Annotated in this window: 16 protein-coding genes; 5 read left to right on the top strand and 11 right to left on the bottom strand. The window is 73.6% G+C overall.

Annotated elements, in window-relative coordinates; genetic code table 11:
- Positions 1–34: 34 nt before the first annotated feature.
- The 3 genes from ACFV04_RS37350 to metH all read right to left on the bottom strand — a co-directional run bounded on the left by ACFV04_RS37350 (position 35) and on the right by metH (position 6,236).
- Positions 35–1,639, bottom strand: coding sequence for an ABC transporter substrate-binding protein (locus ACFV04_RS37350; protein ID WP_380345285.1), 1,605 nt, complete (start codon positions 1,637–1,639; stop codon positions 35–37).
- Positions 1,640–1,882: 243 nt separating this feature from the next.
- Positions 1,883–2,587: an HAD family hydrolase gene (locus tag ACFV04_RS37345; protein WP_380345283.1), complete on the bottom strand. Its 705-nt coding sequence runs from the start codon at positions 2,585–2,587 to the stop codon at positions 1,883–1,885.
- 136 nt (positions 2,588–2,723) lie between these two features.
- Entirely contained in the window at positions 2,724–6,236 is a 3,513-nt protein-coding gene (metH, locus tag ACFV04_RS37340) for a methionine synthase (protein WP_380535392.1), read from the bottom strand.
- Between the two features lie 143 nt (positions 6,237–6,379).
- On the opposite strand from metH, the gene ACFV04_RS37335 reads away from it, so the two are divergent.
- Complete coding sequence (locus ACFV04_RS37335) at positions 6,380–7,474, top strand: hypothetical protein (RefSeq protein ID WP_380535390.1); 1,095 nt, start codon at positions 6,380–6,382, stop codon at positions 7,472–7,474.
- A gap of 6 nt (positions 7,475–7,480) precedes the next feature.
- Here the strand turns inward: ACFV04_RS37335 and ACFV04_RS37330 are convergent, their stop codons facing one another.
- Complete coding sequence (locus ACFV04_RS37330; RefSeq protein WP_380535388.1) at positions 7,481–8,002, bottom strand: SRPBCC domain-containing protein; 522 nt, start codon at positions 8,000–8,002, stop codon at positions 7,481–7,483.
- A 358-nt stretch (positions 8,003–8,360) separates the two neighbouring features.
- Between ACFV04_RS37330 and ACFV04_RS37325 the strand changes: the two genes are divergently transcribed.
- Positions 8,361–9,314, top strand: a complete 954-nt coding sequence (locus ACFV04_RS37325; RefSeq protein WP_360261661.1) for a PAC2 family protein — start codon at positions 8,361–8,363, stop codon at positions 9,312–9,314.
- Positions 9,315–9,452: 138 nt separating this feature from the next.
- On the opposite strand, the gene mshC is transcribed toward ACFV04_RS37325, so the two are convergent.
- The 6 genes from mshC to ACFV04_RS37295 all read right to left on the bottom strand — a co-directional run bounded on the left by mshC (position 9,453) and on the right by ACFV04_RS37295 (position 15,205).
- Positions 9,453–10,682 (bottom strand): cysteine--1-D-myo-inosityl 2-amino-2-deoxy-alpha-D-glucopyranoside ligase, encoded by a 1,230-nt coding sequence (gene mshC / locus ACFV04_RS37320; RefSeq protein WP_360261664.1) that lies wholly within the window; start codon positions 10,680–10,682, stop codon positions 9,453–9,455.
- Between the two features lie 236 nt (positions 10,683–10,918).
- Complete coding sequence (locus ACFV04_RS37315) at positions 10,919–11,749, bottom strand: carbohydrate-binding protein (protein ID WP_380535385.1); 831 nt, start codon at positions 11,747–11,749, stop codon at positions 10,919–10,921.
- 124 nt (positions 11,750–11,873) lie between these two features.
- The gene (locus ACFV04_RS37310) at positions 11,874–12,803 is read right to left on the bottom strand and encodes an AraC family transcriptional regulator (protein WP_380535383.1); all 930 of its coding nucleotides are present in this window, start codon (positions 12,801–12,803) and stop codon (positions 11,874–11,876) included.
- A 55-nt stretch (positions 12,804–12,858) separates the two neighbouring features.
- A complete protein-coding gene (locus tag ACFV04_RS37305; RefSeq protein ID WP_380345366.1) occupies positions 12,859–13,656 on the bottom strand; it encodes an SCO1664 family protein in 798 nt (265 codons plus the stop codon).
- 44 nt (positions 13,657–13,700) lie between these two features.
- Positions 13,701–14,270, bottom strand: a complete 570-nt coding sequence (locus ACFV04_RS37300; RefSeq protein ID WP_380345273.1) for a DUF3090 family protein — start codon at positions 14,268–14,270, stop codon at positions 13,701–13,703.
- A gap of 242 nt (positions 14,271–14,512) precedes the next feature.
- Positions 14,513–15,205 carry a histidine phosphatase family protein gene (locus tag ACFV04_RS37295; RefSeq protein ID WP_380345272.1) on the bottom strand — a complete coding sequence of 231 codons (693 nt, stop codon included), beginning with the start codon at positions 15,203–15,205 and terminating at the stop codon, positions 14,513–14,515.
- 196 nt (positions 15,206–15,401) lie between these two features.
- Here ACFV04_RS37295 and ACFV04_RS37290 point away from each other — a divergent pair, with 196 nt between their 5' ends.
- Positions 15,402–16,382 carry a magnesium and cobalt transport protein CorA gene (locus tag ACFV04_RS37290; RefSeq protein WP_380345270.1) on the top strand — a complete coding sequence of 327 codons (981 nt, stop codon included), beginning with the start codon at positions 15,402–15,404 and terminating at the stop codon, positions 16,380–16,382.
- A gap of 36 nt (positions 16,383–16,418) precedes the next feature.
- Here ACFV04_RS37290 and ACFV04_RS37285 read toward each other — a convergent pair whose 3' ends face one another.
- Positions 16,419–17,465: an LLM class F420-dependent oxidoreductase gene (locus ACFV04_RS37285; protein WP_380345269.1), complete on the bottom strand. Its 1,047-nt coding sequence runs from the start codon at positions 17,463–17,465 to the stop codon at positions 16,419–16,421.
- Between the two features lie 277 nt (positions 17,466–17,742).
- Between ACFV04_RS37285 and ACFV04_RS37280 the strand changes: the two genes are divergently transcribed.
- Positions 17,743–18,723, top strand: a complete 981-nt coding sequence (locus tag ACFV04_RS37280) for an aldo/keto reductase (RefSeq protein ID WP_380345268.1) — start codon at positions 17,743–17,745, stop codon at positions 18,721–18,723.
- Positions 18,724–18,782: 59 nt separating this feature from the next.
- Complete coding sequence (locus ACFV04_RS37275) at positions 18,783–21,074, top strand: helix-hairpin-helix domain-containing protein (RefSeq protein ID WP_380535380.1); 2,292 nt, start codon at positions 18,783–18,785, stop codon at positions 21,072–21,074.
- Positions 21,075–21,145: the final 71 nt, after the last annotated feature.

The raw sequence follows: 21,145 nt of genomic DNA, 5'->3' as shown, positions 1-21,145 counted from the left end.
CGGGAGGAGCGGACGGGCCGCCGTCGTGCGTGCGCTACTTGCCGCTGCGGCTGATCTCCCAGAAGCGGAAGAAGCCGGTGGTGTCGACGGTGGACTCGACGCCGGTGACGTACGAACGGGCCGCGTAGAAGGCCTTGTTCTGGTACAGCGGGATCAGCGGCACGTTCTCGGCCTCGATCTGCTGGATCTGCCCGTAGCCGGCCGCGGCTGCGCTGCGGTCGGCCTGCTTGAGGCCGTCCGGCACCAGCCTGCCGCTGATCCGCGGGTCGTCCCAACCGTGGTGGTAGGCACCGCCGTTGACCAGCAGCGGGGCGATGTAGTTGTCCGGGTCCGGGTAGTCGGCGAACCAGCCGATGACGTACGCCTGGTACTTGCCGTCGGCCCAGCCCTTCTTGTAGGCCTCCCAGTCCGCCTCCTGCTGGACGGTGACCTGGAAGAGGCCGCCGGCCTCCAGCTGCTTCTTCAGCGTGTCGGCCTCGTTGCTGCCGGCCCGCGAACGGGACCAGGTGAGCGTGAGCTTGACCGGGGTCTGGACCTTGGCGTCGGTGAGGATCTTCTTGGCCTTGGCCGCGTCCTGGTCGCCGTAGCGGTCGAAGAAGGCCGTGGTGTGGCCGGTGACGCCGGCCGGGACCATCGCGTACAGCGGCTGGACGGTCCGGGCGAAGACGTCGCGGGCGAGGGCCTTGCGGTCCATCAGCTGCGCGGCGGCCTGGCGGACGGCGGGGTTGCCGAAGACCGGGTCCTTGGTGTTGAAGACCAGCGAGCGGGTGTCGTTGCTGTCACCCTCGGTCACCTGCAGGTCGGTCTTGCCGCCCTGCTGGTCGGACCGGATCTGGGCGGCGGTGTTCGGCTCCAGGCTGTTGTCGGTGAGGTCGACGTCGCCCTTGTCGAGTGCGGCCTTGAGGTCGTCGGCCTTGTCGAAGTACTTCACGGTGAACTTGCTGTTGCGCAGCTTGGCGTCGCCGGCGTACTTGTCGTTGGCCGACAGCGCGACCTTGCTGATCTGCTTGCCGCCGTTCACCGATTCGACCGAGTCCACGCGGTACGGGCCCGAGCCGACCAGCTTGTCGTTGGGCAGCGCCTTGTCCGCCGGGTAGACCTGGTGGTCCACGATGGCGCCGGCCGGGGTGGCCAGCTTGGCCGGCAGGGTGGCGTCGGGCGCGGTGAGGTGGAAGAGCACCTCGGCGTCGCCCTTGGCCTCGACGGACTTGATCGAGGAGAGCAGCGAGGCCGGACCGTTCTCGTCGTTGATCTTCTTGGTGCGCTCGATCGAGAAGACCACGTCCTCGGCGGTCAGCGGGTGACCGTTCGAGAACTTCAGCCCGGGCCGCAGGGTGCAGTGGTACTCGGTGGCCTCGCCGCCGGTGAACTCGCACGACTGCGCGGCGTCCGGGGTGGGCGTGCTGGCGGCGGCGGGGAAGGTCAGCAGCGACTGGAAGGCGTTGCGCATGACCAGCCAGGAGCCGGAGTCGTACGAGGTCGCCGGGTCCAACCTGCCGGTCAGCTGGGCGGTGCCCATGGTGATGGACTTGCCGCTGTCCCCCTTGACGGCGTCGGTCACCGATCCGCAGCCGGCCACCGTCATGGCGACCAGACCGGCACAGCCGAGTACGGCGAGGCGTTCACCTGAAGTCTTCACGGGGCGCGTCCTTATCGGTGGCACGAAACCCGAGTAGCGTGCCATATCGAACACGCACGACCGATACCCGCGCAGGTGACGTTTGGGACACGGCGGTTCGGGGCATCCCGCCCGACCGACAAGATGTCAGCCAATGCCCTTTTTCTCCCCCCGCCTCCCGGGGTCGGAGCCCCGTCGAGCCGCTTACCGGCCGGTAGGCCTGAGCCGCAATGAGATGACAATCACACCCGAGCTGACGGACCTTCAGACCCGCGAGGCGACCAGCGAGCGCAGCAGGTCGAGGTCGACCTGCTCCAGCGAGGGCAGCACCAGGCGCCCGGGGGCCGGCTCGATCACCGCGACCGAGGGCACCGCGATCACCGGGCAGCCGGCCGCCTCGCCCGCGCGCACCCCGGTCGGGGTGTCCTCGACCACCACGCAGCGGGCCGGCTCCGCACCCAGCCGGCGGGCCGCCTCCAGGTACGGGTCCGGGAACGGCTTGGTGCGCGGCACCTCGTCCCCGCCGATGGTGAAGGCGAAGTGGTGGGCGCCCAGCGACCGCAGCACGATGTCGATCACGTGCCGGTGCGACGCGGACACCATGGCGGCCGGGATCCCGTGCGCGGCAAGGGTGTTGAGCAGGCGCTCGGCGCCCGGCATGAGCGGCACGCCATCGGCCAGCAGGTCCACGAAGCGCTGGTTGACCAGCACCCCCAGGTCGGCCGGGGCGATGTCCACCCCGGTCCGGGCGACCAGGTAGTCCATCACCCGGGTCATCGGGCCGCCGACCACGTGGGTGCGGTCCGCCTCGTCCAGCCGGTGGCCCAGCTCGGCGAAGAGCGAGACCTCGGCCTGCCACCAGAAGTCCTCGGTGTCCACCAGCGTCCCGTCCATGTCCAGCAGCACCGCCTGCAGGCCGCGGTCGTCCCCGTGGTCCAGGACACGGGTGGCGGTGGGGCTGGTGGTCATGGCGGGATCCTTCCGGCAGGCCCCGGCGCCCGGGGATGGCACGGGCCGGCCCGCTGGTGAGCGGACCGGCCCGTTCAGGATCATCCAGAATACGCCCGCTTCGTCCGGAAAGCGCGAACGGAGCAGAACGGAGGGGTTACCGCGCGTTGAAGTACTTCGCCTCCGGGTGGTGGATCACGATCGCGTCGGTGGACTGCTCGGGGTGCAGCTGGAACTCCTCCGAGAGCACCACGCCGATCCGCTCGGGCTTCAGCAGCTCGGCGATCTTGGCGCGGTCCTCCAGCTCGGGGCAGGCCCCGTAGCCGAGCGAGAAGCGGGCGCCCCGGTACTTGAGCGCGAACATGTCCCTGACGTCCTGCGGGTCCTCGCCGGAGAAGCCCAGCTCGTAGCGGACCCGGGCGTGCCAGAACTCGGCCAGTGCCTCGGCCAGCTGCACCGAGAGGCCGTGCAGCTCCAGGTAGTCCCGGTAGGAGTTCCCGGCGAACAGCTCGTTGGCGGCCTCCGAGATCCGGTTGCCCATGGTGACCACCTGCAGGCCGACCACGTCCCGCACGCCGGACTCCTCCGGGCGGAAGAAGTCGGCCAGGCAGAGCCGGCGGCCGCGGCGCTGGCGCGGGAAGGTGAAGCGGGTGCGCTCGGTGCCGTCCTCGTGAAAGACGATCAGGTCGTCGCCCTTGGAGTTGGCCGGGTAGTAGCCGTAGACCACGGCGGCCTCCAGCCAGCCCTCGGTCTGCAGCCGGTCCAGCCAGGCCCGCAGCCGCGGCCGGCCCTCGGTCTCCACCAGCTCCTCGTAGGACGGCCCGTCACCGGTGCGGGAGGCCTTCAGACCCCACTGCCCCTTGAACAGCGCGTCCTCGTCCAGCCAGGAGGCGTAGTCGGCGAACGGGATGCCCTTGACGATCCGGTCGCCCCAGAACGGCGGGGCGGGCACGGCGTTGTCGACGGCGACGTCGGAGCGGATCTGCCCGAGGTTGACCTCCGGCTCCGGCTCCTCCACCTCGACCCGGGCGTGCCGGCGCTGCTTGAGCTCCGGCAGGGTCGCGCCGGGCACGCCGCGCTTGACCGCGATCAGCGCGTCCATCAGCCGCAGGCCCTCGAAGGCGTCCCGGGCGTAGCGGACCTCGCCCTCGTAGATCTCGTGCAGGTCCTGCTCGACGTAGGCCCGGGTGAGCGCCGCACCGCCGAGGATCACCGGGTAGCTGGAGGCCAGCTTGCGCTGGTTGAGCTCCTCCAGGTTCTCCTTCATGATCACGGTGGACTTCACCAGCAGACCGGACATCCCGATGACGTCCGCCCGGTGCTCCTGCGCGGCGTCCAGGATCGCCGAGACCGGCTGCTTGATGCCCAGGTTGACCACGTTGTAGCCGTTGTTGGACAGGATGATGTCGACCAGGTTCTTGCCGATGTCGTGGACGTCGCCCTTGACGGTGGCCAGCACGATCGTGCCCTTGCCCTCGCTGTCGGACTTCTCCATGTGCGGCTCCAGGTGGGCCACCGCGGTCTTCATGACCTCGGCGGACTGGAGCACGAACGGCAGCTGCATCTGGCCGGAGCCGAAGAGCTCGCCGACCACCTTCATGCCGGCCAGCAGGGTGTCGTTGATGATCTCCAGCGCGGGGCGCCCGGTCAGCGCCTCGTCCAGGTCGGCCTCCAGGCCGTTCCGCTCGCCGTCGATGATCCGGCGCTGCAGTCGCTCGTCCAGCGGGAGCGCGGCCAGCTCCTCGGCCTTGGAGGCCTTGACCGAGGCCGCGGAGACGCCCTCGAACAGCTCCAGCAGGCGCTGCAGCGGGTCGTAGCCGTCCCGGCGGCGGTCGTAGACCAGGTCGAGGGCGGCCTCGCGCTGGTCCTCGGGGATCCGGGAGATCGGCAGGATCTTGGAGGCGTGCACGATCGCCGAGTCCAGCCCGGCCTCCACGCACTCGTGCAGGAAGACCGAGTTGAGCACCACGCGGGCGGCCGGGTTGAGGCCGAAGGAGATGTTGGACAGGCCGAGCGTGGTCTGCACCTTCGGGTGGCGGCGCTTGAGCTCGCGGATCGCCCCGATGGTCTCGATGCCGTCCCGGCGGGACTCCTCCTGGCCGGTGGCCAGGGTGAAGGTGAGGCAGTCGACCAGGATCGAGCCCTCGTCGATGCCGTAGTCGGCGGTGAGCTCGGCGATCAGCCGCTCGGCGATCTCCACCTTGGTGTCGGCGGTCCGGGCCTGGCCCTGCTCGTCGATGGTCAGCGCGATCAGGCCGGCGCCGTGCTCGCGGGCCAGCGAGGCGATCCTGGCGAAGCGCGAGTCCGGGGCGTTGCCGTCCTCGTAGTTGACCGAGTTGAGCACCGCGCGGCCGCCGAGGGCCTCCAGGCCGGCCCGCAGCACGGGCGGCTCGGTGGAGTCCAGCACGATCGGCAGGGTGGAGGCGGTGGCCAGGCGGCCGGCGATCTCCTTCATGTCGGCGACGCCGTCACGGCCGACGTAGTCCACGCAGAGGTCCAGCAGGTGGGAGCCGTCCCGGATCTGGTCGCGGGCGATCTCCACGCAGGCCTGCCAGTCACCGGCCAGCATCGACTCGCGGAACTTCTTGGAGCCGTTGGCGTTGGTCCGCTCGCCGATCGCGAGGTAGGAGGTGTCCTGGCGGAACGGCACCGCCTGGTACAGCGAGGCCGCCGAGGGCTCGGGCTGCGGCTCGCGCGCGGTGACCGGCCGGCCCTGGACCCGCTCGACCACCTGGCGCAGGTGCTCGGGCGTGGTGCCGCAGCAGCCGCCGACCAGCGACAGGCCGTACTCGCGGGTGAACACGTCGTGCGCGTCGGCCAGTTCGGCCGGGGAGAGCGGGTAGTGGGCGCCGTCCTTGCCGAGCACCGGCAGGCCCGCGTTCGGCATGCAGGACAGGCCGATCCGGGCGTTCTTGGCCAGGTAGCGCAGGTGCTCGCTCATCTCGGCCGGGCCGGTGGCGCAGTTGAGGCCGATGTAGTCGACGCCGAGCGGCTCCAGCGCGGTGAGCGCGGCGCCGATCTCGGAGCCGAGCAGCATGGTGCCGGTGGTCTCCACCGTGACCTGCACCAGCACCGGCAGGTCCAGCCCGGCCTCGGCGAGCGCGCGCTTGGAGCCCAGGATGGCGGCCTTGGTCTGCAGCAGGTCCTGGCTGGTCTCGACCAGCAGCGCGTCGGCGCCGCCGGCGATCAGGCCGGCCGCGTTCTGCTGGAAGCCCTCACGCAGCGCCTCGTACGGGGCGTGGCCGAGGGTCGGCAGCTTGGTGCCGGGGCCGATCGAGCCGAGCACCCAGCGGGTGCGGCCGTCGGCGGCGGTGTGGGCGTCGGCCACCTCGCGGGCGATCCGGGCGCCGGCCTCGGAGAGCTCGAAGACCCGCTCGGGGATGTCGTACTCGCCGAGCGCGGCGAAGTTGGCGCCGAAGGTGTTGGTCTCCACGCAGTCCACGCCCACGCCGAAGTAGGCCTCGTGGACGGAGCGGACGATGTCGGGCCGGGTGATGTTGAGGACCTCGTTGCAGCCTTCGAGGTTCTGGAAGTCCTCCAGCGTCGGATCCTGCGCCTGGAGCATGGTGCCCATCGCACCATCGGCCACCACCACCCGGGTGGCGAGGGCTTCACGCAGAGCGTTCGCTCGACTCTGCTGGGTGACGGACGGATCGGCTGCAGTGGCCATGGGGCTTCTCCCTGGTGCGACGGCTGTCGGCTTTGCGTCCCCGCTTGCTCGGGGAAGCACGTGGCCAGCGTATCCGGACGGCGGGTCGGCTCGCCGACCCATTCCGTATCCTGAGCGCTCGACCGCAAGGGGGGAGCAACCGCGTGGCGAGTTTCAGGAGCCGCGTACGGCAAACCGGCAAGGGCGTGACGGCCCCGCTACGGGCGCTGCGCGAGCGCTGGCGGCGGTGGTCCCGGTGGCGCCGGGCGCTGCTGGTCCTGGTGCTGGCGGCGGCCGTGCCCGTGACCGCGCTGGGCTCGGTGTTCGTCTCGATCCGACTGCACTACACGGGTGAACCGGCCGCCGAGGCCCGCACCCGGGGGCGGGACGCGGTCTGGCTCGGTCACGCCTGGGTGGACGGCCGCAAGACCGAGGCCGACGTCGAGGCCCTCACCCGGCAACTTTCCGGTACCGGCATTCGCGACCTCTACGTGCACACCGGCCCGCTGGAGCACGACGGCTCGCTGCCGCCGGCCGTCCACCCGCGCGCCCGCTGGTTCACCGACACCGTGCACCGGGCCCTGCCCGGCGTGCGGCTGCAGGGCTGGCTGGGCGACGAGGTCAAGCCGGAGAAGGACGCGCTGGACCTGGAGGACGCCCCGACCAGGGACCGGGTCACCGCCTCCGCCCGCCAGGTGCTGGACCAGGGCTTCGACGGCGTGCACTTCGACATGGAACCGATCCGCCCCGGCTCGACCGGCTGGCTGACCCTGCTCGACCAGGTCCGGCCGGTCACCGCGGCCCGCGGCGCCGCCCTCTCGGTCGCGGCCCCGCAGATCGACCCCGTCCCGGGCCTGCACACGGCCGGCATCCTGCTCACCGGCCACGGCAAGTGGTGGGACCCGGCGTACTTCGCCGAGACCGCCCGCCGGGTCGACCAGATCGCCGTGATGACCTACGACACCTCGATGCCGACCGAGCCGCTGTACGGCGGCTACGTCGCCCAGCAGACCGAGCTCGCCCTGCGGGCCACCCCGGCCGACGTGGACCTGCTGATCGGCCTGCCGTTCTACTGGGACGACAAGTGGGGCCACTGGGGCGACGCGGAGACCGTCGACGCGGCCGTCCGCGGCGTCCGGCTGGGCCTGGGCCGGGAGGACCTGCGGCGGCCGAACTTCGGCGTCGCGCTGTACGTGGACTTCGCCTCGACGCCCGAGAACTGGGCGGCGTACCGGCGCGGCTGGGTGGACGTGCGGTAGCCGCCGTCAGCCGGCCAGCCGGTGCGCCAGGGCGCCCAGGTAGCGGTGGACCGTCGCGTCCTCGCCGGTCAGGTAGTGCGAGACGGCCCGGTACAGCGGCTGGCGGACCTCGCCGCGCTCGGTGACCGTCAGCGAGCAGCCCGGCCCGGCCGGGGTGAGCACGTACGTCCAGGTGCCGCCGTACGGCAGGTCCGGGTCGGCCACGCCGGTGACCAGGCGGTGCGGGGCCTCGCTCGCCACCACCTCGAACGTGGTGTGGCCGTGCCGGTCGTACTCGCGCCAGCGCACCCGGCCGCCGGCCGCGGCGGGCAGCCGCTCGACGTGGGTGAGGCCGGGGCGCCAGGCCGGGTACAGGTCGATGTCGGTCAGCACGTCCCAGACCGCGCCGGGCGGCTGGGCCAGTTCGAGTCCGCCCTCGGTGACGTGCTCCACCGGGAGCCGGCGCCCGGCCCGGTCCGCCACGAGCAGCGCGGCGCCGGCGAGCGCGGCCACGCCCGCGCCCGCGCCGATCCACAGCCATCGGTTCATGGGTGTCGGCCCCTTCCGCCCGGTCCCCACCCGTTCATCATCGCGCCGCCGGGCCGACGCGGCACGCCCGTCGCGCTGCGCCACCGGTCCGCAGCGGTCCGCGCCCGGACCCTCCGCTGACGATCCGTCAGGCGAAGGGGCGCCGATATCCGCTGGATCGGGGCGGCCGGCTCCCCCAGACTGTCCCGGTGCCCGGCCGCTGTGCGCATCAAAGCCCGTAGGCTGGGCAGGTAGGGACCATGGGGCGAGGCGTTCCATGGGAGACGAGAGGTTCGACAGTCGGCAGCCGGCCCGTCGGCGCCCCGGCAACCCAGCCGGGGCGGCACCGGTCCTGTCGCCGACCGGAGGGAGACGCTGGGTGATCGAGCTGGAAGATGTTCCCGAGTTGATCGACCCGGTCATGGTCTGCGCCTTCGAGGGCTGGAACGACGCGGGCGACGCCGCCTCCTCCGCCCTGGCGCACCTGGACGAGACCTGGGGCGGCAAGGTGTTCGCCGCCCTGGACGCGGAGGACTACTACGACTTCCAGGTCAACCGGCCCACGGTCTGGATGGACGGCGGCATCCGCCGGATCACCTGGCCGACCACCCGGCTGTCGGTCATCCGGGTGACCGAGCCGACGACCCGGGACGTCGTGCTGGTGCGCGGCATCGAGCCGAGCATGCGCTGGCGCTCGTTCTGCAACGAGCTGCTGGGCTTCGCGCACGAGCTGGGCATCGAGCTGGTGGTGATCCTGGGCGCGCTGCTCGGCGACACCCCGCACAGCCGCCCGGTCCCGGTCAGCGGGGTCACCTCCGACCCGGACCTGGCCCGCCGGCTGGACCTGGAGGAGAGCCGCTACGAGGGCCCGACCGGCATCGTGGGCGTGCTCCAGGAGGCCTGCACGCATGCCGGGGTCCCGGCCGTGACGCTCTGGGCGGCAGTGCCGCACTACGTCTCGCAGCCACCGAACCCCAAGGCCACGCTGGCGCTGCTCAACAAGCTGGAGGACCTGCTGGACCTGCGCATCCCGCCGGGCGAGCTCGGCGAGGACGCCCGGGCCTGGCAGCTCGGTGTGGACCAGCTGGCCGCCGAGGACACCGAGGTCGCCGAGTACGTCCAGCAGCTGGAGGAGGCGCAGGACACCGCGGAGCTGCCGGAGGCCTCCGGGGACGCCATCGCCCGCGAGTTCGAGCGCTACCTGCGCCGCCGGGAGAACGTCGGGCCGACCGGCGAGAAGCCGGTGTCCGGGCACGCCACGGCGGAGCGTCCGGTCGAGCCGGAGGCGCCGGGCCCGGCCCGGGAGAGCCAGGACGGCTCCGAGGAGGAGTAGACGGGGAGCAGGCACCGCACCGCCGAAGGGGCGTCAGGACGACCGGTCCTGACGCCCCTTCGGCGTGTGGTGCGGGTGGTGCTGTGGTGCGGGTACTGCGGGTGCTGCGGGTGGTGCCGTGGCGCGTGCGGCGCCGGGCTACAGCGCGACGCCGAGCAGGGCGTCCACGGTGCGGCTCACCAGGCCGGGCGCGCCGATGTCGGTGCCGCCCTCGGCCTCCTGCCGCTCGGCCCAGCGGTCGACGGCGGCCAGCGCGGCGGGCGCGTCCAGGTCGTCGGCGAGCGCGGTGCGGACCTCGGCGAGCAGCTGCTCGGCCGACGGGCCGTCGGGCCGGGAGACCGCGGCGCGCCAGCGGGCGAGGCGCTCGACGGCCTCGTCCAGGACGTCCTTGGTCCACTCCCAGTCCGCGCGGTAGTGGTGCGAGAGCAGCGCCAGGCGGATCGCCGCCGGGTCGACGCCCTCGCGGCGCAGCGCCGAGACGAAGACCAGGTTGCCGCGCGACTTGGACATCTTGTGGCCGTCCAGGGCGACCATGCCGGCGTGCACGTACGCCTTGGCGTACGGGTGGGTGCCGGTGGCGACCTGGGCGTGCGCGGCGCCCATCTCGTGGTGCGGGAAGGAGAGGTCGCTGCCGCCGCCCTGGATGTCGAAGGACATGCCGAGGTACTGCAGCGCGATGGCGACGCACTCGATGTGCCAGCCGGGGCGGCCGTGGCCGAGCTCGGTGTCCCAGGCGGGCTCGCCCGGGCGGGCGGCCAGCCAGAGCAGGGCGTCCAGCGGGTTGCGCTTGCCGGGGCGGTCCGGGTCGCCGCCGCGCTCGGCGAAGACCGGGCGCATGGCCTCGCGGGTGAGGCCGGAGACCTCGCCGAAGTGCGGGTCGGCGTCGACCGAGAAGTAGATGTCGCCGTCCACCTCGTAGGCCGCGCCGGCGGCCAGCAGCTTCTGGACGATCGGGACGATCCACGGGATCGACTCGACGGCACCGATGTAGTGGGCCGGCGGGAGCAGGCGCAGGGCGGTCATGTCCTCGCGGAACAGGGCCGTCTCGCGCTCGGCCAGGGCGGTCCAGTCCTGGCCGGTCTCGACCGCGCGCTGCAGCAGCGGGTCGTCCACGTCGGTCACGTTCTGGATGTACAGGACGTCGTGGCCGGCGTCCTTCCAGACGCGCTGGACCAGGTCGAACGCGTTGTAGGTGGCGGCGTGGCCCATGTGGGTCGCGTCGTAGGGGGTGATGCCGCAGACGTAGATCCGGGCGGTGCCGTCCTGCGGCACGACCTCGCGGACCGTACCCGCTGCGGTGTCGTGGATACGGAGGGGGAGACCCTGACCAGGCAGGGCGGGAACCTCGGAGGCGGGCCAGGCATGCATGGAAACAACTTTAACCTTGCGAACATTTGAAAGCCTAACCAGTGCGCAAGATCGACTGGATTCGCTTCCTGCCGTTGCCCGACCGCTTCCGGACTGGTATTGCACGGTTTCCCGACCACATGCGGAGCCACACCCCCGTTCCGGACCCGGCCGCCCGGAGCCGGGCAGGGGTGAGCGCCCGGCCGGCCCTGCCGCCGACCGGGCGCCCGGCTCCCCGGGGAACGCGGTCGGAGCCGCTACGACCGCTGCCAGAGGGCCGGCACGTTCGGCGGCTCCCAGCCGGCCATGGCGGTGTGCGCCTGGAGGCAGACGTAGGAGACGCCGGAGAAGGTGACGCGGTCGCCCGCGCGGTAGGAGGCGCCCGGGGCCCAGGTGCCGCTCGGTGGCGTGGTGGGCGTCCCGGTGGGGGTGGTGGTGGGCGTCGGGCTCGGCGTGCCGGGGGTCTGCGGCACGTTCAGCACGAAGTCGTAGCTGCCCTCGCGGACGTTGCCGTTCTGCCGGACGTTCATCAGCAGCCGGGCGTCGTAGATGGTGTCGGTGCTGTTGCGGGGCTCGCCCGGGAAGTACAGCTGGGTGGTGACGACCTGGCGGCCGGGCGCCTGGAGCTTCACGTGGATGTGCCGGGTGCGGCCGGGGTAGAGCCCGGGCACGATGGTGTCCAGCTTGAACGCGCCGTTGGCGTCGCTGAACTGGTGGCCGCGGAAGGTGTAGCCGGAGTTGTCGTAGGTCCCGTTGTCGTCGGCCTGCCAGAAGTCCAGCAGCACGCCGGGGACCGGCCGGCAGGCGAGGCCGAAGACGTAGCCGCTGACGACCAGCCGGGTACCGGGGCCGTCGTTGACCATGGAGCTGCGCAGCGGGGAGTCGGGCTTGAAGTAGGGGCCCTCGGTCTGCTCGATCGTGGGGGCGTCGCCGTCGTGGCACTCGGGCGTGAGGTCCGGGGTCCGGCCGGCGCCGGCCTGCTCTCGGGCCAGTGCAACCCCGCCGCCGACCAGCAGCGGGGCGGCCCCGAGCGCGGCGGCGGCTTTCAGTACGGTCTTGCGGCTGATCATGCCGTCGGGCTCGGGCATGCGCCGTCTCCTTCTCGTGAGGCGGGGGGTGGGGGTGGCCCTTGCCATGGTGGGGGCATGACAAGGGCCGGACCGGCCGCCCGTCCGCGCGCGCCGGACCGGCCACCGGTGGCCAGCAGCAAAACTACGGACCGTCCGGCGCGACCGCGATGGACATGATCCGGGGATCGTGGTGATTTCCGTCGACCCGGGCCCGGAACTCCCCCGGCGTCATCCCGGTCTCCCGCCGGAAGAAGCGACAGAAGTACGCCGGATCCACGAAGCCCGCCTCCTTCGCCACCTGACGAATCGTCAGATCCGTGCAGGCGAGCAGCCGTTTGGCCTCCAGGGTCTGCTGGCGGCGGATCAGCCCGCCCGGGGTGCGGCCGGTCGCCTGCTTGACCAGGGTCTGCAGGTGCCCCGGGGAGACGCCGAGCTCCTGGGCCGTGGAGGCCACCGAGTGCCGCACCCCGCCAGGCCTGGCGATCAGCCGGGTGAAGGCGGCGGCCACCTCGGCCGGCCGACTGGGCACCGCGGGGGCACCGTGCGGGGCGCAGGCGCGCAGCGCCCGGACGATCAGGATGTGCAGGCTCGCCCGCAGCACGCCCTGGTAGCCGGGCGCCCTGGTCAGGAACTCGTGCTCCATGTCGGCGAACAGGGCGGCGATCGCGTCGGCCTGTCCGCCGAGCGCGAGGGCCGGGCGGGTGGCCAGGGCCCGCAAGGCGGCCAGGTCCTGCGGGTGGCCGAGCAGGAAGTCCTCGTTGAACAGGACGACCCGGCCGGTGAGTTCCTCGGTCTCCGCCCAGTAGTGCACCTGACCGGGGGTGATCACGCACAACTGCGGCGGCGCCAGCGGCCGGTGGACGAGGTCCAGGACGTGGGCGCCGCGGCCGCCGGTGACGTGGACGATCTCGTGGAACGAGTGCCGGTGGGGGAAACCGGCCCGGGAGAGCGGGCCGATCGCGTCGAAACTGCCGATCGCGAAGGGCAGCAGCTGGGGCAGCGGGACCTGCAGGCGGTGCAACGGCAGGTCCGGTGCGGTTCGGGGGGTGGGGGTGGTCCGTCGCGCGTCCATCGGAGCAGTGTGCGACCGATTCCGGCGAAAGGTCCAGACCATCAGCGAGTGCGGTCTAGACCGGCGGCCAGGGAATCGCGGGCCAGTCCTCGGAGGGCAGCGGATGGCGGCCGGAGCCACGCAGTTCGGCCACCCGGGCTCTGGTCGCGTCCAGCTCCGCCTCCGTCAGGTGCGGGGCGAGGCGCTCGGCGAGCTCGCCGTCCAACTGCCCCGCGAGCCCGGCCAGCACCTCCAGCGCCTCGGCCGGCAGCGGATCCCCCGCCCAGCCCCAGAGCAGGGTGCGCAACTTGCCCTCGGTGTTGAAGGTGACGCCGTGGTCGATGCCGTACACCCGGCCGTCGGCGGCCGGGATCAGGTGACCGCCCTTGCGGTCGGCGTTGTTGAGCACCGCGTCCAGCACGGCGAGCCGGCGCAGCCGCCGGTCGTCGTGGTGCACCAGCAGCGCGGTGCGCCCGCCCTCGACCTCGGCCCGGACGATCGGCAGCCAGCCCGCCTCCGGGCCGCGCGGGTCCTGCAGCGCGAGCAGCGGATCGGCCCCCGGGTCGGGCTCGACCCACAGCTGCACCATGCCCGGCCCGTGCGGGCCGTCCCGCAGCACGGTGGGCGGGATCAGCGCCCAGCCGGTCGCCGCGGACAGCTCGTACGCGGCGACCTCGCGGCCGGCCAGCGTGCCGTCCGGGAAGTCCCAGAGCGGACGCTCCCCGGCCACCGGTTTGTAGACGCACTGCGCGCTCAGCGATCCGTGCGCGACCGTGCAGTACAGCGCGGCGTTGGAGGCCTCGGTCAGCCGACCGTGCACGGTCAGTTCGCCCTGGCGCAGCAGCGCGAGGGCGGTGGGCACATCGGCGGCCAGCGCGGCGGCGGCCGCCGGATCGGCCTGCGGCGGCGTCTCGGTGTTCAGCGCCGGTAGCCGTTCGCGCGCGGGCACAGGTGGCCCTCCGGGTCGAGCGGCAGGTTGCAGAACGGGCAGGGCTTGCGGCCCGCCGCGACCAGGTCCAGCGCGCGCCGGGCGAACACCCGTGCCATCGCGCCGGACAGGCGCACCCGCAGCATGTCCGGGCCGGCGTCGTCGTCGGTGAAGACCGCGGCGGCGGCCTCCTCCTCTTCCTCCTCCTCGACCAGCGCCTGCGCCTCGACCACCAGGCAGCCGTCCACGCTGTCCCAGGCCAGGGCCATCGTGCCGACCCGGAACTCCTGCTCCAGCGGCAGGTCCAGCGGGGCGGTGTCGAGCAGGTCCTTCGGGGCGGCGGCCGGGATGGAGGCGTCGCCGCCGCTGCGCCGCAGCGCCTCGTCCAGGACCTCCTCGATGCGCTCGGCGAGCGCCGCGACCTGGGTCTTCTCCAGCAGCACGCTGGTGATCCGGCCCCGGGCACTGGCCTGCAGGTAGAACGCCCTGGCACCGGGCTGGCCGACGGTGCCGGCCACGAACCGCTCGGGCTGGTCGTAGAAGAAGACCTGACGGGTCACGCTCTCGCTCCGGATCGTGTCGGTCGGCGCGGATCCGCCGTGGGGGATCGCGGGTGTTCGGACTCGTTAGTCACCCTACGACCTTCGGGCTCCGGCCGGGGAGCCGAGCCGACGGCCGCGGGCGGGTGGCACACCGCGGCGCGGGCGGTGCCGCCCGGACGGGTGTCGCGGGCTTGCGCCGCAGCCGGCGCCACGGGCTCGCGCCTCGGGGGTCGCGGGCGGTACCGCTCGGACGGCGCCCCTCAGGCGGTGCCGCCGACCACCGCGTCACCGACCGGGGCGGCCGGGGCCGGGCCGCTCCTCGGCGCCAGCGAGGCGAGGTCACCGGTGTCGCCCATTCTCAGCACGAAGGGCCGCTGCGGGGTGTAGCGGATCGCGGTGACCGAGCAGGGCTCGACGCTGATCCGCTGGAAGTGGTCCAGGTGCAGGCCCAGCGCGTCGGCCACCACCGCCTTGATCACGTCACCGTGCGAGCAGGCGATCCAGACCGCGTCCTCGCCGTGCTCGGCGGCGATCTTCCCGTTCCACTCGCGCACCGCGCTCACCGTGCGGTGGCTCAGTTCGCGCAGTGACTCGCCGCCGGGGAACGCCGCCGCGGCGGCGTGGTCCTGGACGGTGCGCCAGAGCGGCTCCTTGGCCAGCTCGGCCAGCGGCCGGCCGGTCCACTCGCCGTAGTGGCACTCCCCCAGTCGGTCGTCCTCGGCCGGCCCGCCCAACTCGGGCCGGGCGGCCAGCAGCGGCGCCAGCGTCTGCCGACAGCGCTCCAGCGGACTGCTGACGGCCCGCGCCAGCGGGACGCCGGCCAACCGGTCGGCCAGCGCGGCGGCCTGCGCCCGCCCGGTGTCGTCGAGGTCGACGCCGGGGGTCCAACCGGCCAGGATCCCGGCGGTGTTCGCGGTGGAGCGGCCGTGACGGACGAGCAGCAGGGTGGGCATGGGGCCTAGCCTAAGGCCTCCGGGCCCGGCCGTGGAGGCCGGTCGCCGTCCGGTCGCCGTCGGTTGACCGGGCGGTCCCGCGCCCGGCGCTCCGGGCGCTCCGGGCCCGCTCCGACCCGGAGTCGGCGCTCCTCCCGGCGAACCGTTCCACCCCGGGTCCGTTTCGCCCGGCCGCGGCCGGGTGACAATGGCACGCATGATCGTCCAATGCGCCGCCTACTGCGACGGCCGCCGGATCGAGGCCCCCGACGACTTGGCCGGCGCGCTCGCCGCCGCCCGCGCGGCCGGTCCGGACGGCTTCGTCTGGATAGGCCTCTTCGAGCCGACCGCCGAGGAACTCGACCACGTCGGCGAGGAGTTCGGGCTGCACCCGCTCGCCGTCGAGGACGCCGTCCGCGCCCACCAGCGCCCCAAGGTCGAGGCCTACCAGGGCTCGCTGTTCATCGCCCTCAAGACCCTCGGCTACGCCCCCGGCGCGCACGTCACCACGGTCGGCGAGGTGATGGTCTTCCTCGGCCCCGACTTCGTGATGACCGTCCGGCACGGCCAGGACAGCCCGCTCGGCGACCTGCGGGCCCTGCTGGAACAGGAACCCGAACTGCTGCGCTACGGCCCCAGCTCGGTGCTGCACTCGGTCGCCGACACCATCGTGGACGGCTACATGGAGGTCACCACCGCACTGCAGACCGACCTGGACGAGCTGGAGTCCGACATCTTCACCCCCGGCCGGGTCGGCCGCGACACCGCCGGGCGGATCTACGGCTACAAGCGCCAGGTGATGGCCGTACGCCGCGCCACCGGCCCGCTGCTGGAACCGATGCTGACGCTGGAGCAGGGTACCCGCTTCGTCCGCCCCGAGACCGCGCCCTACCTGCGGGACGTCGCCGACCACCTGGCCCGGGTGAACGACCAGGTGGACGGCATGGACCGGCTGCTGTCCGACATCCTCAACGCGAACCTGGCGCAGGTCAGCGTGCAGCAGAACAACGACATGCGGAAGATCTCGGCCTGGGCGGCGCTGGCCGCCGTGCCGACGATGATCGCCGGCATCTACGGGATGAACTTCGACGACATGCCCGAACTCCACCAGCCCTGGGGGTACCCGGCGGTGCTGGTGCTGATGGCCGCGGTCTGCGTGGTCCTGCACCGGGTGTTCAAGCGGCACGACTGGCTGTAGTGCCGCCGACCCCCGGTCCGCGCCGCCGGTCCGGCGCTACGCCAGCCCGGCCCGCTCCAGCGCCTCGACACCCGTGCGCAGCGCCAGGATCCGCTCGTCCAGGGTGAACCCGGAGGGGGCCAGGGTGAGCGTGGTGACGCCCGCGTCGGCGTAGGCCTGCATCCGGTCGGCGATCCGGGCGGTGTCGCCGATCAGCGAGGTGGCGTCGATCAGGTCGTGCGGAACGGCGGCCGCGGCCCCCGCGTAGTCCCTGGCCAGGTACTTCTCCTGGATCTCGTCGGCGGCCTGCTCGTAGCCCATCCGCCGGGTCAGCTGGTTGTAGAAGTTCTTCTCCTTGCTGCCCATGCCGCCGATGTAGAGCGCGGCGTACGAGCGCAGGGCGTCGACCCCGGCCTTGATGTCCTCGCCGACCGCGAGGTTCACGGTCGGGCAGAGGTCGAAGCCGTCCAGCGTCCTCCCGGCCTTGGCGCGACCGGCGGTCAGCGGGTCGAGGGACATCGCGGCGTGCTCGGGCGAGAAGAAGATGCCGAGCCAGCCGTCGGCGATCTCCCCGGTCAGCTCCAGGTTCTTGGGGCCGATCGCGGCGATGTACAGCGGGATCTGCTCGCGCACCGGGTGCACGGTAAGTTTGATCGGCTTGCCCGGGCCGCCGGGCAGCGGCAGCGTCCAGTGCGCGCCCTCGTGGACCAGGCGCTCGCGGGACATCGCCTTGCGGATGATCTCCACGTACTCACGGGTGCGGGCCAGCGGCTTGTCGAACTTCACGCCGTACCAGCCCTCGGACACCTGCGGGCCGGAGACGCCGAGGCCGAGCCGGAACCGGCCGCCCGACAGGGTGTCCAGGGTCGCGGCGGTCATCGCGGTCATCGCCGGCGTGCGGGCCGGGATCTGGAAGATGGCCGAGCCGACGTCGATCCGCTCCGTCTTCGCGGCGACGTAGCTGAGCACCGTCGCGGCGTCCGAGCCGTACGCCTCCGCCGCCCAGCAGACCGCGTAGCCGAGCCGGTCCGCCTCCTGGGCCACGGCGATGTTGTCGGCGTCCATGCCGAGTCCCCAGTAGCCGAGGTTGATACCGAGTCGCATCTGCCGCACCTTCCAGTGGGTTGGGTCGGGCCGAGGGTAACCGCGCCCGCGCCCGACATGCTACTGACGGGTAGTGGTGGGCCGGGTCACACGGTCGCCCCCACCCCGCGGGCGCGCGGGCGAGCGGCACCCCCGGCGATGATCGTTCTGCGGGTCTCCGCACCTGTCCGCACACCGGCCGCTACGCTCGGCCGACGTGGGGAGCGCTCTGCCCCACCTGCGCGTTCACAGGGCTGCCGGGGCACCCGGGGCCACCGGCCAGTGGAGGGCCCGTCCGATGGAACAGCGTCACCTGGGCCGTACCGGCCTGCAGGTCTCCCGGCTCGGCCTCGGCACCATGACCTGGGGCCGCGACACCGACGAACACGAGGCCGCCGAGCAGCTCAAGGCGTTCGTGGACGCCGGCGGCAACCTGGTCGACACGGCCGACGTGTACGCCGACGGCGGCGCCGAGTACCTGCTGTCCCGGCTCACCGACAACCTGATCCCCCGCTCCGAACTCGTCATCGCCACCAAGGCCGGCAGCGTCCCCGAGTCCGCCCGCCGCTTCGACTGCTCGCGCGGCCACCTGCTCTCCGCCCTGGACGCCTCGCTGCGCCGCCTCGGCACCGACTACGTCGACCTCTGGCAGGTGCACTCCTTCGACCCGACGACCCCGGTCGAGGAGACGCTCAGCGCCCTCGACATCGCCGTGTCCTCCGGGCGCGCCCGCTACGTCGGGGTCTGCGACTTCAGCGGCTGGCAGCTCGCCAAGGCCGCCACCTGGCAGCGCGCCCACCACGGGCGGGTGCCGCCGGCCGGCGCGCAGCTGGAGTACTCGCTGCTCCAGCGCGGGATCGAGCGGGAGGCGCTGCCCGCCGCGCTGGACGCCGGGATCGGGGTGCTGGCCGGCTCCCCGCTCGGCCGCGGGGTGCTCACCGGGAAGTACCGGCACGGCGTCCCGCCGGACTCGCGCGGTGCCTCCCCGTACCTGGCCGGCTTCGTCCAGCCGTACCTCGGGGAGCGCTCGCGACGGATCGTGGACGCCCTCGCCACCGCCGCCGACGGCCTCGCCAGCAGCCCGCTGGCGGTCGCGCTGGCCTGGGTCCGGGACCGGCCCGGGGTGGCGAGCGCCCTGGTCGGCGCGCGGACGGTGGCACAGCTGCAGGCGGCGTTGTCGGTGGAGGAGCTTACGCTTCCGGGTGAGATCCGCGGCGCGCTGGACGACGTCTCGTCCCCGGTGCACCGCTACCCGGACCAGGGGTGGACCGAGCTGTGAGGCCCGGGCCGGATCGTCGAGCGGAACGTGCAGTGGAGTGACCTTTGGAGCGGACGACGATGAGTGACACGGGCAACGGCGCTCCGGAGGGGACCGGCGGGGCTCAGCTGACTCCGGAGGAGAAGGCGGCCAGGGTCGCGCAGCTGCGGAAGGACATGCTCAGCACCAGGCCGCAGGGGCTGGGAGGGGCCAGGCCCGAGGGCCCGGGTCCGCGCGGCAGCGCTGCCGCTCCGGCGCAGCGAACGGCGGAACCGGCGGAACCGGGCGAGCAGGCCGAGCAGGCCGCGGCTCCGGCCGCCGCCTCGCCGGTCGCGCCGTCCGGGCCTTCCGGGCCTTCCGGGCCTTCCGGGCCTTCCGGGCCTTCCGGGCCGACGGTTGCGGCGGCCGCGACCGCGGCGACCACCGGGGCGCCCGACGAGCAGCCCGACGACGCGCTCCGGGCGACAGCCGCGGTGCTCACCGCCGGCGGCGCCCCGGCCGACCTGGCTCCGGCCGCCGTGGCCGAGTTCGGCGAGGGCGCGGCCGAGCGGCTGCGCACGGACCCGTGGGCGGTGCTGGGTCTGCCCGGCGTCCGCCCCGAGCAGGCGGACGGCTTCGCCCGCGGGCTGCTGGGCCCCGACGCCGGGCCCGGCGACCCGCGCCGCGCCAGGGCGCTGGTGCCGTGGCTGCTGGAACAGGCGGTGCTGCGCGGACACTCGGCCCTGGACCTGGCCGAGGTGGCCGCCGGGCTGGAACGGCTCCGGATGCCCGACCCGGCGGCCGCGATCCAGTCCGCCGTCGAGGACGGGCGGGTGCTGCCCTCCCAGGAGGAGCTGACCGGCCCCGAGGCGCACGCGGCCGGGGGCGAGGACGACGACGAGCCGCCGACTCGGACGCTGCTCGCACTGGAGCGGCTGGCGATGGCGGAGGACACCCTCGCCGAGGAACTCGTCAAGCTGATGGCCACCTTCGTCCCGGGCGAGGACGTCGGCGAGGCGGACGCCGAGGAGGCTGCCGCTGCCGGGCCCGAGCAGGAGGCCGTCCCGTCGGACGCCGCCCCCGGGGCCGAGGAGCAGGACGCCGGAGAGCAGGAGGGCGACAGCGCGGAGGCCGAAGGCCCGGGTGAGCCGGGTGAGGCCGTCGGTGCCCCCGCCGCCCCCGGGCCGACCGCCTGGGAGGCCGCCGCCGCGGCCGCGTCCTCCTCCTCGGCGACCGCCCTGATCCGCGCCGTCGCCGACGGCGCCCTGGTGCTGCACACCGGCGGCGAGGCGTCCCGCGCCGAACCCGCCGCACTGATCGCCGCCGCCCGCGGCCTCGGGCTGCGGGCCTGGGCCGCCGCCTGGACCGACCAGGGCCGGGACTCCTTCGCCGCGCTCCACGCGGCCGGGGCCGGGGCCGAGGCCCAGGCCGGGACCCCCGTGGTCACCACCCTCGCCGACCTGCTCTCCGGCGCCGGCGGCCCCGGCCGCACCCCGGACGGCATGCTCGCCCTGGACCTGCTGGTCGTCCTGGACGCACCGCTGCTGGACCTGGAACTGGCCGCGACCGTCCTGGAGTCGCTCGCCGACGGCACCCGACTGGTGCTCAGCGGTGACCCGGGCCAGCTCTGGTCGGCCGGACCGGGCCGCATCTTCGCCGACCTGCTGGCCGCCAAGGTCTGCCCGGCGGTCGCCTCCCGCACCCCGGACTTCGGTCCGATCGGCGAGCTGGTCTCCGGCGTCGGCATCGGCGAGCTCCAGCCGGTCGACGCGCCGGACAAGGAGGTGGTCATCCTGACCGCCAAGGACGCGGGCGAGGCCGTCCACCGCGCCGTCCAGCTGCTCACCGACTCCATCCCGCGCGCCCTCGGCATCCCGGCCGAGCAGGTGGTGCTGCTCACCCCCGGCCACGGCGGTGCGGCCGGCACCCGGGTGCTCAACGCGGCCGCCAAGGCGCGGCTGAACCCCGGCCCCGGCCGGTTCGGCGGCTTCGACCCGGGCGACCGGGTGGTCGACTCCCCCGCGCCCGGCGTCACCCACCCGGCCCGGGTGCTGGACGCCGACGCCACCGGCCTGCACCTGGAGTACGCGGACGGCTCGCGCCGGACGGTCCCGCCCGCCGAGGCCGCCCGGCTGCGGCACGGCTGGGCACTGACGGCCCACCAGGCGCTGGGCCGCCGCTGGCCGGGCGCCGTGGTCGTGCTCCCCGAGGACGCCGCCCCGGCGCTCACCCGGCAGTGGGTCTACACCGCCTTCGGCCGGGCCGAGCGGCACCTGTCCGTGGTGCACGCGGCGGGTCCGGCGCTCGCCCAGGCCGTCGCCGAGCGCCCGGCGCAGTCGCGCACCACCCGGCTGCGGGCGGTCCTCGCCGAGAACGCCGCTTCGGTGTCCTGAGGCCCGGCGTCCGCGGGCCCGGCGTGACCGGGCCCGCGGACGTGCACGACGGGCGGGCCCCGGGGTCATGG

This window comes from Kitasatospora sp. NPDC059599 (genome assembly GCF_042735125.1).
In the GTDB taxonomy this organism is placed as follows: domain Bacteria; phylum Actinomycetota; class Actinomycetes; order Streptomycetales; family Streptomycetaceae; genus Kitasatospora.
The sequence above is the reverse complement of the archived record's forward strand: the minus strand, read 5'-3'. Positions and strand labels throughout refer to the sequence as shown.

Coding starts and splice junctions, on each gene's coding strand:
- ACFV04_RS37345 (WP_380345283.1), bottom strand. CDS start 2,587: ATGACCACCAGCCCCACCGCCACCCGTGTCCTGGACCACGGGGACGAC.
- metH (WP_380535392.1), bottom strand. CDS start 6,236: ATGGCCACTGCAGCCGATCCGTCCGTCACCCAGCAGAGTCGAGCGAAC.
- ACFV04_RS37330 (WP_380535388.1), bottom strand. CDS start 8,002: ATGAACCGATGGCTGTGGATCGGCGCGGGCGCGGGCGTGGCCGCGCTC.
- mshC (WP_360261664.1), bottom strand. CDS start 10,682: ATGCATGCCTGGCCCGCCTCCGAGGTTCCCGCCCTGCCTGGTCAGGGT.
- ACFV04_RS37315 (WP_380535385.1), bottom strand. CDS start 11,749: ATGCCCGAGCCCGACGGCATGATCAGCCGCAAGACCGTACTGAAAGCC.
- ACFV04_RS37310 (WP_380535383.1), bottom strand. CDS start 12,803: ATGGACGCGCGACGGACCACCCCCACCCCCCGAACCGCACCGGACCTG.
- ACFV04_RS37295 (WP_380345272.1), bottom strand. CDS start 15,205: ATGCCCACCCTGCTGCTCGTCCGTCACGGCCGCTCCACCGCGAACACC.
- ACFV04_RS37290 (WP_380345270.1), top strand. CDS start 15,402: ATGATCGTCCAATGCGCCGCCTACTGCGACGGCCGCCGGATCGAGGCC.
- ACFV04_RS37285 (WP_380345269.1), bottom strand. CDS start 17,465: ATGCGACTCGGTATCAACCTCGGCTACTGGGGACTCGGCATGGACGCC.
- ACFV04_RS37280 (WP_380345268.1), top strand. CDS start 17,743: ATGGAACAGCGTCACCTGGGCCGTACCGGCCTGCAGGTCTCCCGGCTC.
- ACFV04_RS37275 (WP_380535380.1), top strand. CDS start 18,783: ATGAGTGACACGGGCAACGGCGCTCCGGAGGGGACCGGCGGGGCTCAG.